Consider the following 14,323-nt stretch of genomic DNA (forward strand, 5'->3'; position numbering starts at 1 on the left):
AAGACTTTCGGAGAAGAACCCGCGTTAGCGGCGGTTCGCCGAACGTGAACCGAGGCCAACGGGCTGTTGATTTAGTTTTCATCGAAACCCGATGCGTGAGTTTGGAAGTTGCGATTTTGCCTGTGGCATTGGTTTTTCGTAACCCGAAGCGTAAGCGAGGGATGAGTCAATATCAATTATCCCTCGCTCACGCTTCGGGTTACGAAAAAAGCGCAACTTCAAAACTTACGCATCGAGTTACGAAAAAAACGCAACTTCAAAATGCGTGAGCGAGGGATAATTAAAAGAGAATTAATAGCGTTCAATCCCTGGCTGACGCTTCGGGTTACGATTCAATCAACTGCCGTTTAGTCTTGACCAATCGGCAGCTGGCTCGACACAGTTTTCAGAAAAGCGAAACTTGACGTGCTGGCATGGCCGCATGACTTCGTTGCGGATCTGAAATCCTGGGGCTGATGAACATCGGATCGATCACGTCGCAACGATCCGCGCAGAACAACTGCAAACCTTCGCTGACGTAGCGTCGACACGTTCGCATCGCAATCTCGGGTGTGTTGTTCTCATCCGAAAGGTGAGCCAAGCACACCCACTGTAAATTTGCCCCGGCGTGATCTCGGACCAACATCGCCGCCTCGTCGTTGGAAATGTGGCCGCCTCGACCGGCGATGCGTTCCTTCAGATGATCCGGATAGAATCCGTTTCTCAACATGGCGTCGTCGTAATTGCTTTCGATCATCAACGCATCGAGTTCGCCGATCCACGGGTTCAAATCATCGAAGTGATGTCCCAGATCGGTCATCAGCCCGAAACGCGTTCCCTCGACGAGGTCTTCGACGACGAAACATACCCCATCGACGGCATCGTGCGGGGTCGCAATGGTGTAAACATTCACGTCGCCGAACGTCAGTTCTTCACCGGAGCGAAAGTTCCGTACGTCGCGGAGTCGGCCGGTGTTGCGTTTCTTTTCAACAACCCGTTGCGTCGCCGGTGTCATGTAAACCGGCAAACCGAATCGTCGATGAATCGGTCCCAGTCCGGAAACATGGTCGCTGTGATCGTGCGAAACAATCAACGCGTCGACGTCATGAATATCGTGGCCATGAAGGGCCAGGCGGGTTTGTGCTTTGCGGCCGCTGATGCCGGCGTCAAAGAGTAAGCGTGTTTGTCCGATGCGAACAAACACGCAATTACCACTGCTTCCTGATTGCAAAGAGATGACTTCCATGCCACCGAGTGTAGCGGTGGCGTGGAAGCTTGTCATCACTCCTGCGGGCGACGTTCCCTTCCGCCGGGACGTCCGCCTTCGGGACGCCCTTGCCCCGGCCGTCCCTCGCCGATTTGTTTGAGTTCCTCTTTGGAGAGGACGCCGTCTTTGTCTCGATCGATTCGCTCGATCATCATTTGGGCTCGTTCGGGGATATCGGCAAGTTCATCCTTGGACAGTTCTCCGTTGCCGTCTTTGTCCATTTGCATCAATCGTTCGATCATCGGATTGCCTTCGCCGCGTTCCCGATCGCCGGGTCCACGGTCGCTAGGGCCACGATCCCCAGGGCCACGGTCGCCGGGGCCACGGTCGCCGGGGCCGCGATTTCCATCGCGAGGACCGTCTCCGCGAGGTCCATCTCCCATCGGGCCCATGCCCGGACGCATTCCGGCAAAGTCGGGTCGCATTTCGGCGTGGTCTAATCGACCGTCGTCGTTCTTGTCGAGCTTGCGCAGCGCGGCCGTTGCATTGGAAATCTCGTCGTGGGAAAGCTCGCCGTCGCCGTCCGCGTCGAGGGCTTTTAAAACGGGCAGCATTTGCATCATCCGGCCTGGGTCCATACCACCGGGTCCACCGCCGGGGCGAGGTCCGCCGGGTCCGCCAGGAGGCGGGCCGCCTGGGCCACGTCGATCTGGGCGATCACCTTCGGGGCGATCGCCCTCGGGGCCACGACCTTCGCGACCACGAAACTCAGGACCACGGCCGTCTCCCTCTCGACGTTCGGTCCCACGGCCGTCACGGTCGCGTCCTTCGGGCGGATCGGCTTGGACGAGAGAGCTTGTGAAACACACCAAGCCGGCTGCGGCGAGGCTAGCCAGAATCTTGGATCGTAACTGAATCTTCGATCGTAACATGGGGAAACCTTGTGGTTGAAAAGGGTCAAACCGGAGAAGGGGGCAGTCGCTGGGAATCCCAACGTCTACCCAGATCAACCATCCGCTATCATCAAAGTTTCGCGAAAACGCTTAGAATCCGCGTTGCAGTCCTGGCGTGATGTCCAGCTCCAAGGACGCGAACTGCCCGCGTTCGATCTGTTTCCACGCGATCGCGCCCATCACGGCGTTGTCGGTGCACAGTTCCGGCGGTGCGATCACCAGCTCGAAACCATCCTCGTCGGCGGCCTTGGCGAGTTCGCGCCGCAAGCATCCGTTGGCGGCCACGCCGCCTCCGACGAGCAACCGTCTGACACGGTTTTGCTTGACCGCGCGTCGACTCTTGCGGACCAACACGTCGACCACGGCGGCTTCGAAGGAGGCGCAAATGTCGGCTTTGACTTGATCGCTGATTTCGATGCTCGAGAAGTCTTGACGACCTGGGCCGACGATCGCGTAACGGACCGCCGTTTTCAAACCACTGAAACTAAAGTCGAACGTTCCGTCGTTGCGTTTGCCTCGCGGGAAGTCATATGCGGTCGGATCACCCTTGACTGCCCATCGAGACACTTCAACGCCGCCGGGAAACCCGAGCGATAACATCGCGGCCACCTTATCGAACGCTTCGCCTGCGGCGTCATCGATCGTCCCGCCCAAGTAAACCAAGTCGATCGGACTATCGCATCGATACAACGTGGTATGACCGCCGCTGACGATCAGCCCGATCGCCGGATAGACGCTTTCGTCGCCGGGCTGGCTCAATTGACAAGCGTAAAGATGCGCGTGCAGATGGTTGATCGCGACGAGAGGTCGATCCCACGCCATCGCCAATGATTTCGCCGCGACGACTCCGACGAGCAAAGACCCGGCGAGTCCGGGTCGATCAGCGACCGCGATCGCTTGCAGGTCGTGCCCCTGGACGTCTGCCTGTTGCATTGCCGTTTGGATCACCGGCAGGATTCGCTGCAGGTGCGCTCTCGCGGCGATCTCGGGCACTACACCGCCAAACTGTTCGTGAAGTTTTTCTTGCGTGGCGATGCACTCTCCTAGAACCCGACCATCACGAGTGACGACCGCTGCCGCCGTCTCGTCACAGGTTGATTCGATGGCCAGCAATACGCGATCGGGGTCCGTGGCGAAGGAACGCGACCGAGGCGATGAAACAATACTTTCAGACATAACCAGGGCAAGAGATTCTAAGACCTATCCGAGAAGGGGTCTGACCCTCTCCGGCAATACAAAAAAGCATCCAATATCGACTCGCCACTAAAGGGTCAGACCCCTTTTCGGACAGGCTCCTACTGATAGGCAGCACCGGCGTGGAACTCGCGTCTCAGGATTCCTTACCTTGGCGGGATTAGCAATGGGGCGTCAACGGACACGCCTAGACGCAAAACCGGAGGTGCTAACGTCGGATGCCGTTTACTGGCAAACCCGTGAACATAGCTCTCGCCCTCGCCGATGGTCTCCGAAACGATGACCAAGGTCACTCCGCCGTTAGTGTCGTCGAGTAAGAAGTTCAATAGCGTTTCGCCTTTGATTTCAAACGTATCGGTTACCGCCGAGCTGGAGATATCAAACTTTCCCAGCAAACGTGTTTTGGCGGGGTCGAGCTGACTATGATCGGCAAACAATCCGGGGCTCTCGTTCCAATCAATTGTATCCTCATCCCAAATCTCAGCGGACTCGTCGGTGAGCCCGTACACCGCAACGGTCGTCGTCGGCGTCATCGCCAAGTAACCGATGCCTGAGGCCGCACCTTGCAGCTGAAGTTTCGCCGTTCGAATGTTGCTGCCGGGCGGCAACAACGACAAGTCAAAATGCAGGTAAGCTCGCCGTCGCCAAACGCCCTCTTGGACGAGTGATTCCTTCACTAGGATCACACCAACGTTGCCCGTATTCGGCCTTTCTTTTCCGGCGATCACATACGCATCGCGTCCGTTTCCGACTGCGGTGGAAATCTGCATCAAGCGAAGAGAATCTGACTTCGCAATGGTTTCCGATTCGAAAGGTGTCGCATCGGCAAAGTGATCCATCGACTCGATCGTTGAACGCGACATGCGAAGCGGCGACTGCGTCGTCACAGCAACCATCTTGCCGGTCGCTAGATGTTTCGCATCCACTAGCCCTTCAATGACGTTAATGTCAGATGTGCCTTCAGAAGTCACATTCACGCCGAACACGGTTCCTCGGTCTGTTAATGTCGCGGTCGGCGTTTCAATCACGAATCCTTCTCCACCGGGATGGACTTTCGCAAACACTCGTCCCAATCGCACCAAGCATCGTTCGGAGCTGACTAAGTCCACACTGGCTGGTCCTTCGAGAGTCACATCGACCAGTGGAAATTTCAAAACGGCGATCCCCGAAACGAGCGTCAATTGGCCGCGTGTGAGCGAGGCACCTTCCATGGTGGGCATGTCCGACGCACCCCAGTGGCAGTTTTCCGTCAACCCCATGGTTGCCACGAAGTGTCCAGCCCGTTGAAGATAAAGGGTGAATGCCGTGGCGAAGGCGAGTAGGAAACTAGCTGCGAGGACTGGATAGTACCAACGGGAACGCAGCCTCTGCGGCGCACGGCTCATGCGCGAGTCGGACTCCAAGAAGAACGACGTATGCACTCGCCCTGGCACTCGGTCCGCTTGCAAATTGAGCGCAGACTCTTGATGCATATACTCGACGTAGTCGCGTTTGATCGTGTCATCGGCAAGAATCCATCGTTCGAGCTCAGCAACCTCGGCGTCATCGGCCCGCTGATCAAGAACCTTGTCCCGAAGCTCGCGGTAGCGAGCCCAACTCTCTTGTTCGTTCATTTGCGTTGAAGCACCTTTCACTCTTCGCTAGGTCGTCGATTCGTCGGCAATTCGTTTCGTCACACAATCATGAAGTGTCTGTCGCACTCGACTGAGCATTCGACAAACAGCAACCGGTGATCGATTCGCCTGCGAAGCGATCACCTCCACCGAGGCACCCGACTCATAACGGTGATGAACGAGCTCTCGATGGTGTTCGGGCAAAAGTTCAATACAGCCATCGAGGGCCCGCAAACGCTTTTCGAAATAAGACGTGTTTTGGACCAATTCATCAGAAACGGCATCCAAGAAAGCATCACTGAAGACCAAATTCTCGCGTTTTTGACGTGACCGCCAAGCTCGCACTTGATTGAACGCGATCGTGCACGCCCAAGCCCCATAATTCGTTCCGATCTCGAACTTCGGAAACTCACGCCAAAGCACCAGACTGGTCTCCTGGAACACATCATCCACGTCCTGTTGGGTCGGCAACAAGCTTGTCAGATACAACGTGATCGTCCGTTGGTGTTTCGCGAACAAACGCAAGAACTCATCGAGTCGCTCTCGATCAGCCGCCGAGTTTCCTAGTTTCTTAAGCACCGCTTGCCCCATTGAACCTGTGTTTCCGCCGATTCAATAGAGCAACGGCGCTGTTTTTTGGACGGACATCAGAGGATTTTTGCGGAATTTAATGGCTTTGGGCGTCCAAACTCGCCGACAGCCGCTCTTTATTGAACAAGTCTTCTCTTTCGAGCGAAAGATCGCTCCTTTTCTTCATAAGTAGGTGTTGTTATGAAAAATCAATCTAGTCCGCGATCTGCCTTCACACTGGTCGAGCTACTCGTCGTGATCGCAATCATTGGAGTCTTAGTTGGGCTGTTGTTGCCCGCCGTTCAAGCGGCCCGCGAGGCGGCACGACGCATGAGTTGCAGCAACAATTTCAAGCAAATCGGTTTGGCACTGCATAACTATCATGCGGCATATAACAAGTTGCCGGCTGCCGGAACGGGCACTCGACAACACGTCGGACGGCTCGGGATGTTGGTGACGATTTTGCCATTTATCGAACAGCAGGGTTTATGGGAAATGACAAGCAACCCACTGCAAGTTCCCCCCGGGACCACTCCGGCCCCGACCGGCGCGATCAATGGCGTTTGGCCCGAGTTCGGCCCCGGCGGTGGAGCCGATGTCACGACTTATATCCCTTGGCGAACCCAAGTGATGGGTTATCGATGCCCATCAGATCCTGGTGATGCGGTCGCCGGACCGGCGGTCACCAACTACGCCTATTCCGTTGGCGATGCGATCAAGCGAATCTTCTATAATCGCAATACAAATTGGAATACCTCGCCCCCATCGACTCCCAATGCGTTTCTGGATTTGGGTGCCGAACGCGGCGTTTTTCGACGTGAAGACCCGCGTGGATTTCGTGACCTTCTCGACGGGCTAAGCAACACCTTGGCGATGGCCGAGATCGCAACATATTTGGGTGACCGCGGTGTCGTCGGCGGTTCGATGGACCAAAACGTTTACCCGAACGCCGCAGGCGCCGCAACGGTTGCTCAGAACCCGGGCATTCTCTTGACGAAACTTGATCCGCAAAGACCACGGTACTACGCATCGGGCGTCGGCGTTTACACGTACTTTGCACAATCACGCGGCCAACGTTGGTACGACGGATTGATGGTCGGAACGGCCGTCAACACGGTTCTTCCGCCCAATTCCCCGAGCGTGTTTGGGTTCAATAACTATGGGACTCTTTGGGAACACGGAGTTTATAGCGCAGCAAGCCGTCACCAAGGTGGCTGTCACATCCTGATGGCTGACGGCGCGGTCAAGTTTGTCACTGAAAGCATTGATGCGGGCAATAGCGGTGCGCAGAGCATCTCCAAGGACCACAATAACGTCGGCGAGAAGAGCCCATATGGACTGTGGGGAGCTTTAGGAACGATCGCCTCTGGCGAAACCGATTCGCTTTAGAGCCAACCCGAAAAGGGGTCTGACCCTTTGGAGGCGAGTCGACAATCGTTGTTTTTTGGTATCGCCGGAGAGGGTCAGACCCCTTTTCGGATAGGCTCTTAGTTTCACTTTCGCCATCAGTCCATCTATTTAACTCCACTTTGAAAAAGGTCTCAGTTCGTCATGAAGTATCTCGTACTCATTGGTATTGTTTTCGTTCTCGGCTGCGGTGGTAGCAACGACACCACGATCGTCCCTAACGACATGAGCCCCGAACAGGTTCAAGCGGAAATCGAGGCGAACAACGCGATCGAATCCGCGCCTGCGTCGGGCGGCGGCGTCTGATTCTCCTCCAGAGAATTCTTCCCAACACTGCTACCGCTGCTGATGCGAAGGGTAGCGGCTCACAAGTCAACCGTTTGCATCACGTTGTAAGTCGGGCCGCGTTTTTCCAGAAAGCTGCCGATGACCTGAACGTGGTCGACGGTCATCGCACCGAGGGCATCGTGTTGGTGTTTTTGCCATTTCTCGATAACGGTGTCCGAGGCCCGCCGCGAACCGCTGCGGACGCGGCCGAGCGTTAGGTGTGGCACGTAGTCGCGAGGCTCGCGTTTGAAACCCATATCGGCATATCGGTCCTCCAGCGTTTGCACCATCTTGGTTAACGTTCCGGTGGGGTCGTCGACATCGACGCTCAGAACTCGCGCCCGGGCGACGTCGGGCAGAAAACCGGCACCGCCGAACAACAATTCGAAGGGCTCGTAGTCACGGCAAACGTCCGCGAGCACCTGGCAAATCTGCGGAGTTTCCACATTTTCGACTTCACCCAAGAACTTCAGGGTAAGGTGCAGGTTATCCTCGGGTACCCATTTGATGCCCCCCATTGATTGGCTCCCCGTTGATTGGCTCCCCATCGACGATTCGCCTCTGGGCGGCGATGCTGTGGGTCGTTTGGACGTTTTGCTTGAGGGTGGTTGCCAAACCGAATTCGGTTTGGCGGATTCGCTTGCCGGACGCATCTGATGCACCCAACGGATCGCCTCGGCAGCAATGGACGACGGCAACGGAATCGCAAGAAAAGTTCGGATAGTCTTCATGAACGACAGTTGTACGGCAAACTTCGCCAAGGTTGAAGAGTCGGCAAAAGCTCCCTCGACGTGGTTGCATGAATTTGTCCCGCCGCCATTCGTCCCGAATCGTTGGTTTCGCGGCGGACACTTGCAAACTTTGATCAGTCCGAAGGAACGAAAACTTTTTCCGGCCGACGGTGCTACTTATCAGCGACACCGGATCGACCTTGCCGACGGGGACGCGATGGCGATCCACGACGATACCCCGCCGAATTGGGATCCGAAGCGAGGCAGTGTGCTGATGATCCACGGGATTTGCGGTTGTCACGCGGCCGGATACATGGTGCGTTTTCAACATCGGCTCAATGCGATCGGAATCCGTACGTTCCGACTGGACATGCGCGGCTGCGGCGATTCGGGCCCGATGTGTGGTTCGATCACGCATGCCGGACGCAGTGAGGATGTATTGTCAGCCATTGATTTCATCGGCGACTTGATCGACGATCCCGCCAGCCCGATCGGCGGCATCGGCGTTTCTCTCGGGGGCAACCAATGGTTACTCGCGGCTGGACGCGTTGGCAATGGGTTTCACGCTCGGCCTCAAGCATGGTCCCGTGTCGGTCCGATCCTGGCGATCGCCCCGCCGATCGATTTGCAAGCCTGCAGTGACGCGATGCAATCCCCCAAACTCCGTTTTTACAATCGATACTTCATCCACAACTTGCTGCGTCGGGCATCTCCGATGTTGCGTCAAAATCCCATTTACCAAAACGCAATCTCTCGGCCGAAACCCAGAACACTGAGGCTGTTTGATCGTTTGATCACGGCCCCGTTGGGTGGATTCAACTCGGAAATCCATTACTACGGTGAATCGTCGGCAGTGAAAGTCGTGGAGCATATCAACGTGCCCACGATGGTGGTCACCTCCGCCGACGACCCCTTGGTGCCGATCGAATCATTTGCACCGTTGGACCGATATCGCAGCGAAAAGACCGAGAATCATTCTCTAGTGCGATTGATGGTAACCGCGGCCGGCGGGCATCATGGGTTCTTGCAACAAGATCGAACGTCCTGGAGCGACGAACTGGTCGCCGCATTCTTTGAACCACATTAATAGCCTATCCGACAGCCGATTTCCCCGCGAACATTATGGCGAAAACACCGCCACCTGACCGAGCGAGCGAGTTACAATGCTGAACCCATTTTGCTCTACATCAGTCATCGCCGCTTTTGGTGGTTTTTGAACGCAATTGATAAAAGCCCGACGCGCGAGTTTTGAAGTTGCGCTTTTTTCGTAACCCGCTGCGTAAGCGAGGGATAATTGATATTGACTCATCCCTCGCTTACGCTTCGGGTTACGATAAACCAATGCCACAGGCAAAAGCGCAACTTCAAAACGCGCGAGCGAGGGAATTCGTCCCAAACTTTTCAATGCAGGCGACTCCGCTCACTTGCCGGCGTGTTGATTGAGTGCACATTTGGGCGTTTTCGTTTAACGGCAAGCCGCAGGCGCCTGCGTTTTCAAACTCTGTCGCCTGCGGCTTGCCGTTAAACGATTCAATCAACAGACCGTCTCGCTTCGGGCTTCTATGTTTGCGGCGTATCGACCTTAAGGAATCACTCGCTATGCTCTTGGTTCGCTATCGCATTGGTTTTCTGAAGCTCGTCGTCATAGTCAGCCTTTCGACCGGCTCCGATGCGTATGCGGCATTGACATTTGGATTGCAATTCACGGCCAATGCGACATCGCTGTACGATGCCGCGACCCAGCAGTTGTTTCAAGACGGCCTCAATTTCTGGGACGATATTATCGACGGACACCGTGACGAGGTGAGCCGCAACTGGGTGATCGAGGTCGATGCCTTCAATGAGCCACCAGTTGACGGCGGCATTCTCTTGGGTTCCGCCGGGCCATCGTCTCTCGCATTTTCCGGCGTGGTTGCGGACGCTCACACGTCCAACAGCCGTTTCATTATCTCAACGGCAGGAAGAGCCCGATTCAACACTAATCCTGCGGCAGTCTTAACTCTTGACACAATTAAACACGAGTTTGGACATGCGTTGGGTATTGGAACTCTCTGGGAAGATAACGAAGTCTACAACGACGGAGAAGACAATAATTCGAATCGAACACTCGCAGTCGGAACGCCAGGGCAATACGTTGGGCAGGCGGCACTCGCAGCGTACCGGAATGAATTTGTCGGACAAGAAAACGCGACATTCATTCCAGTCGAACTGGGCGGGGGCGAAGGAACCGCCCACGGCCACTGGGACGAACAAGACAATTTTGGACAGTCCAACACTGGTATTGTGGACCACCAGGGACGCGATCTGCGTTTCGAACTCATGACCGGCTATGCGGCACCCGGTGACGATTTTTTGGCTGAGTTCACACGTCAGGCTTTATTCGATATCGGCTTTACGTTGCACGCAGTGGCCGTTCCTGAACCTAATAGCTTGATGCTCTTGGCATCTCTTGCCATCATGAGTGTCGCTTTGCGAGGGCGTAACTCGCGTCGGCAACCACTCGCAGGTACAGACAAAAGAACGGACACATGAACATCGATCAAGGTCACCGACTTAACCCTAGAATCGGCTGGATCGGCACCGGCGTGATGGGGGCGAGCATGTGTGGGCATCTGATCGATGCGGGATATGAGGTGGTATTGACGACTCGCAGCCGCGAGAAAGCCGAGACGTTGTTGCAGCGTGGGGCATCGTGGGCGGACACGCCGCAGGAAGTCGCCGATCGGTCGGATTTGGTTTTCGCAATCGTAGGTTATCCCTCCGACGTTCGTGACGTTTTCTTGCATCCCGATCACGGCGTCGTCGCTGGGGCGCGGCCCGGATCCGTGTGGATCGACATGACAACGAGTGAACCGTCGCTCGCGATCGAGATCGCCGAAGCCGCCGCCAAGGCGGGCGCTGCCGCACTCGACGCGCCGGTTTCCGGAGGTGATCGGGGTGCCCGGGAGGGAACGCTTTCGATCATGGTCGGGGGCGATGCGGCGACGCTCGATCGAGCCATGCCGTGCTTGCAAACGTTCGGCAAGACGATCGTGCACCAAGGCCCCGCCGGATCCGGACAACACACCAAAATGGTCAACCAAACGCTGATCGCCTCAGGGATGATCGGCGTCTGCGAAGCCTTGATCTATGCCCATCGGGCGGGATTGGACTTGCCGACCGTTTTGCAAAGCGTCAGCAGTGGCGCTGCGGGAAGTTGGTCGCTATCGAACCTTGCCCCGAGGATCATCGAAGGCGATTTTGAACCTGGTTTCTACGTCGAGCATTTTGTCAAAGACATGGGCATCGCACTGGCCGAAAGTCGCCGCATGAATCTGTGTCTGCCTGGGTTGGCGTTGGCCGAGCAGCTCTATCAGAGCGTGATCGCCAAAGGTGGCGGGCGGCTCGGGACGCAGGCGTTGATGAGGGCGCTGGCAGACATGTCGGCGGTCGAATTCAATGACCCCCACGAGCTCGTCTCGTGGGTGAATTAGGTTCGCAAGCTAGACAACGACGCCCTCCCAACCTTGCGATTTTCACTTGTGCTCGCCGCTTGAAGCGGCGAGCACAAGTGAAAATCGGAAGGTTGGGCAACTTGTGGCTTGTGTCTAGCTTGCAACCTCGGCTTCCTGCCAGACGAGCTGGCAGGGGAGCAATCCACGCCTCCATTCACCGATTTTGGAATTCGCCTACTTGCGGCGTCGATCCAGGTAGTTCGCCCAAATGAGCTTGGTACCCAACGAACGATACGGTCGCCAAATCTCGGCCCGTTCGGTCACGTTGGCGGTCGTTTGCTTGCCCTGGCGATACACGACCCCGTCGAGTTCTTCCAAACCGGTCACCAGCGCCAAATCTCCGACCGGCAAAATGTCCTCTCGGCCGAGTGCCATCATGAGATAAATATCGGCCGTCCAGTCGCCCAAGCCGAGTCGCGATGTGATTTGTTGGCGAGCCTCGTCATCACTCAAACGTGCCAAACCGGCGACCGAGAACCGTCGCGCCTGAACGTCTCGGGCAAGCTGACCGACATAGCGAACTTTTTGACGCGACAAACCACATCCCGCTAGACTCGCGTCGTCGAGCAGTCGGATTCGCGAGGCGTTGACGGCACCGCCACAGGCAAATCGCAATCGATCAAACGTGGCTTTGCCCGAGGCCAACGACACCTGTTGTTCCAAGACAATTCGCACCAACGTGGCGAAGGTCGCCGGCCGTTTCCAAGGCGACGGATCACCGAGACGCCGACGGATCCCAGCAAGCTTTGGATCGCGTCGGCAAAGATGATCAAGTTTTGATGACTCGTTAATCAGCAACCAGGTGAATTAAAGAGTCGCGCGAAGTTTCGCACCATTGCCGGCTTGACCGAACGCGGTCATTCGGGCGACGCAAACTTCCTTCATCGCGGTGCGAGCGGGTTTCAGATAAGCACGCGGATCGAATGCCGAGGGGTCTTCGGTCAACACCTTGCGGATCGCGCCGGTGATCGCCATCCGGCAGTCCGTGTCCACGTTGATCTTGCGAACACCGCTCTTGATGCCACGCTGGATCTCCTCGACCGGCACGCCGTAGGTTTGCTTCATTTGGCCGCCGTACTGGTTAATGATGTCTTGCAGTTCTTGGGGCACGCTGCTGCTGCCGTGCATGACCAAGTGCGTGTTGGGCAACTTGGCGTGGATTTCTTCGATGCGGCTCATCGCCAAGACTTCGCCGGTCGGCTTCTTTGTAAATTTATACGCACCGTGGCTGGTTCCGATCGCGACGGCGAGTGCATCGACTTTGGTTTCTTCGACGAAACGTTGGGCTTCGTCCGGATCGGTGAGCAATTGATCATGAGTCAGTTCGCCGACCGCGCCGTGACCATCTTCCTGCTCGCCTTCGCCGCTTTCGAGGGAACCGAGACAGCCGAGTTCGCCTTCGACACTGACGCCGCGAGCGTGAGCCATCTTCACGACTTCAGCGGTCACGCGAACGTTGTAATCGTAATCGGCAGGGGTCTTACCGTCTTCTTCGAGCGAACCGTCCATCATCACGCTGGTGAAACCGTTTTCGATCGCCGACAAGCAGGTCTCGGGACTGTTGCCGTGGTCTTGGTGCATGACGATCGGAATGTGCGGATATAGTTCCGTCGCTGCGATCATCAAATGACGCAAGTAAGCGTCTTGGCTGTACGAGCGGGCTCCTCGGGACGCCTGAATGATGACCGGCGAATCGGTCTCTTCGGCGGCTTCCATGATCGATTGGATTTGTTCCATGTTGTTGACGTTGAACGCGGCAACGCCATAGCCGTTTTCAGCGGCATGATCGAGGACGACGCGAAGGGGCACCAGAGCCATAGGGAAATTCCTGCATTGGGAGAAAGATTGTCGGCGAATTCGCGGCAATTATCGTCCAGCAGACTGAATTCGCAAGGGGCGCAGTGGATCGCCCCCTCAGGGTCGCAATGGGCACCGACGAAGCCGCCTTCGGGTAATTTCCCGCCCACGACGACTATTTTTCCTTCGTATTGGCGAACTCAGGCCGGATCGCCTGAATTCGCTGTCGCGCCGCATCATCCACCCTCAAACCCAATTCGCCGACCGTTTTGGCAATTTGAGCGATCGTCGACATCCCCAGCTTGCGACCGATCGAAGCTTTGTGTTGCTCGATCGTTCGGGGACTGCGATGAAGCAATTTGGCTGTTTCAGGAATCGTGTGACCATGGCCGAGTAAAACAAAAACTTCCAATTCTCGAGCGGACAATCGTTCGAGTGGTCCCAAATCAACCAACCCGCTCTCTAACACTTCGGTTTCAGTACTCTTTTCCTTCTCGTCAGACGTTGCATAGCGGGTTAGCACGGCTACGCAACGGTCTTGGCAGAGACGAGGGTTGGTTGTGACCACAGTTCGCGATTCGCGACACTCTTGACAATCGTTTTCATCCGGACAATTCAGCGGCATTAGAGTGGAGGCAATTTGACGGCCGCGCATCACATGAACGATCTTCATTGGGCGATTCTCATTGATCGTCTTCTCGATCCACCGCATTCGCTCTTCAGCGAACTCATGGACAAACACCTCTCGCATGTTCTTGCCGATCATTTCATGCTGAGAACCAACGCCAAAGAACTCCAACGACGTCGCGTTATGCGAAAGGATCGTGCCATCACGAGTGGCGATGACGACGCCGATTCGGGCGTCTTGTTCGATCAGAGAGATAAGGTCAATTTGACTGAGGGGAGAGGTCTTCATGATCATCTTGCTGTTTGAGCCGCGGGGCCAACAAACGACCCCACTTTATCAGCAGCAAATGATGTTCCGAATAAGGTGGATCGAGCGACTTGGCGACGATTGAACGCGAGATCGGGGGCTAACTGCCTTCGACAT

15 protein-coding genes are annotated in these 14,323 nt (G+C 56.1%); 5 read left to right on the plus strand and 10 right to left on the minus strand.

All coding sequences use genetic code 11. The annotated features are described in order from the left end of the window. Positions 1–385: 385 nt before the first annotated feature. From Pla100_RS04960 to Pla100_RS04980, 5 genes are all read right to left on the minus strand, one after another. Entirely contained in the window at positions 386–1,261 is an 876-nt protein-coding gene (locus tag Pla100_RS04960; RefSeq protein ID WP_146576468.1) for an MBL fold metallo-hydrolase, read from the minus strand. Continuing rightward, complete coding sequence (locus Pla100_RS04965) at positions 1,261–2,118, minus strand: EF-hand domain-containing protein (RefSeq protein WP_146576469.1); 858 nt, start codon at positions 2,116–2,118, stop codon at positions 1,261–1,263. Before Pla100_RS04965 ends, Pla100_RS04960 begins: the two co-directional genes overlap by 1 nt. Before the next feature lie 111 nt (positions 2,119–2,229). Beyond that, on the minus strand, positions 2,230–3,315 hold the full coding sequence (gene tsaD / locus Pla100_RS04970) for a tRNA (adenosine(37)-N6)-threonylcarbamoyltransferase complex transferase subunit TsaD (RefSeq protein ID WP_146576470.1): 1,086 nt from the start codon (positions 3,313–3,315) through the stop codon (positions 2,230–2,232). Between the two features lie 164 nt (positions 3,316–3,479). After that, on the minus strand, positions 3,480–4,946 hold the full coding sequence (locus Pla100_RS04975) for a DNRLRE domain-containing protein (RefSeq protein WP_146576471.1): 1,467 nt from the start codon (positions 4,944–4,946) through the stop codon (positions 3,480–3,482). A 27-nt stretch (positions 4,947–4,973) separates the two neighbouring features. After that, on the minus strand, positions 4,974–5,525 hold the full coding sequence (locus tag Pla100_RS04980; protein ID WP_197167696.1) for a sigma-70 family RNA polymerase sigma factor: 552 nt from the start codon (positions 5,523–5,525) through the stop codon (positions 4,974–4,976). A 192-nt stretch (positions 5,526–5,717) separates the two neighbouring features. Here Pla100_RS04980 and Pla100_RS04985 point away from each other — a divergent pair, with 192 nt between their 5' ends. Beyond that, entirely contained in the window at positions 5,718–6,905 is a 1,188-nt protein-coding gene (locus Pla100_RS04985; RefSeq protein ID WP_146576473.1) for a DUF1559 domain-containing protein, read from the plus strand. Positions 6,906–7,067: 162 nt separating this feature from the next. Further along, positions 7,068–7,229, plus strand: coding sequence for a hypothetical protein (locus tag Pla100_RS30340; protein WP_197167697.1), 162 nt, complete (start codon positions 7,068–7,070; stop codon positions 7,227–7,229). Between the two features lie 59 nt (positions 7,230–7,288). Here the strand turns inward: Pla100_RS30340 and thpR are convergent, their stop codons facing one another. Continuing rightward, positions 7,289–7,981: an RNA 2',3'-cyclic phosphodiesterase gene (gene thpR, locus Pla100_RS04990; RefSeq protein ID WP_146576474.1), complete on the minus strand. Its 693-nt coding sequence runs from the start codon at positions 7,979–7,981 to the stop codon at positions 7,289–7,291. On the opposite strand from thpR, the gene Pla100_RS04995 reads away from it, so the two are divergent. After that, complete coding sequence (locus tag Pla100_RS04995) at positions 7,980–9,068, plus strand: YheT family hydrolase (protein ID WP_146576475.1); 1,089 nt, start codon at positions 7,980–7,982, stop codon at positions 9,066–9,068. The two genes, thpR and Pla100_RS04995, sit on opposite strands and share 2 nt — an antisense overlap. Positions 9,069–9,101: 33 nt before the next feature. On the opposite strand, the gene Pla100_RS05000 is transcribed toward Pla100_RS04995, so the two are convergent. Further along, entirely contained in the window at positions 9,102–9,377 is a 276-nt protein-coding gene (locus tag Pla100_RS05000; RefSeq protein ID WP_146576476.1) for a hypothetical protein, read from the minus strand. A 203-nt stretch (positions 9,378–9,580) separates the two neighbouring features. Here Pla100_RS05000 and Pla100_RS05005 point away from each other — a divergent pair, with 203 nt between their 5' ends. Together Pla100_RS05005 and Pla100_RS05010 are read left to right on the plus strand one after the other, a co-directional pair. Then, the gene (locus tag Pla100_RS05005) at positions 9,581–10,513 is read left to right on the plus strand and encodes a PEP-CTERM sorting domain-containing protein (protein ID WP_146576477.1); all 933 of its coding nucleotides are present in this window, start codon (positions 9,581–9,583) and stop codon (positions 10,511–10,513) included. Then, positions 10,510–11,454: an NAD(P)-dependent oxidoreductase gene (locus Pla100_RS05010; protein WP_146576478.1), complete on the plus strand. Its 945-nt coding sequence runs from the start codon at positions 10,510–10,512 to the stop codon at positions 11,452–11,454. Before Pla100_RS05005 ends, Pla100_RS05010 begins: the two co-directional genes overlap by 4 nt. A gap of 195 nt (positions 11,455–11,649) precedes the next feature. Here Pla100_RS05010 and Pla100_RS05015 read toward each other — a convergent pair whose 3' ends face one another. The 3 genes from Pla100_RS05015 to Pla100_RS05025 all read right to left on the minus strand — a co-directional run bounded on the left by Pla100_RS05015 (position 11,650) and on the right by Pla100_RS05025 (position 14,188). After that, positions 11,650–12,273 (minus strand): DNA-3-methyladenine glycosylase family protein, encoded by a 624-nt coding sequence (locus tag Pla100_RS05015; RefSeq protein ID WP_231602712.1) that lies wholly within the window; start codon positions 12,271–12,273, stop codon positions 11,650–11,652. Positions 12,274–12,282: 9 nt separating this feature from the next. Next, entirely contained in the window at positions 12,283–13,293 is a 1,011-nt protein-coding gene (fba, locus tag Pla100_RS05020; RefSeq protein WP_146576479.1) for a class II fructose-bisphosphate aldolase, read from the minus strand. 154 nt (positions 13,294–13,447) lie between these two features. Further along, positions 13,448–14,188, minus strand: a complete 741-nt coding sequence (locus Pla100_RS05025; RefSeq protein ID WP_197167699.1) for a LuxR family transcriptional regulator — start codon at positions 14,186–14,188, stop codon at positions 13,448–13,450. Positions 14,189–14,323 lie beyond the last annotated feature (135 nt).

Origin of the sequence: Neorhodopirellula pilleata, from assembly GCF_007859915.1 — a bacterium.
GTDB lineage: Bacteria > Planctomycetota > Planctomycetia > Pirellulales > Pirellulaceae > Rhodopirellula > Rhodopirellula pilleata.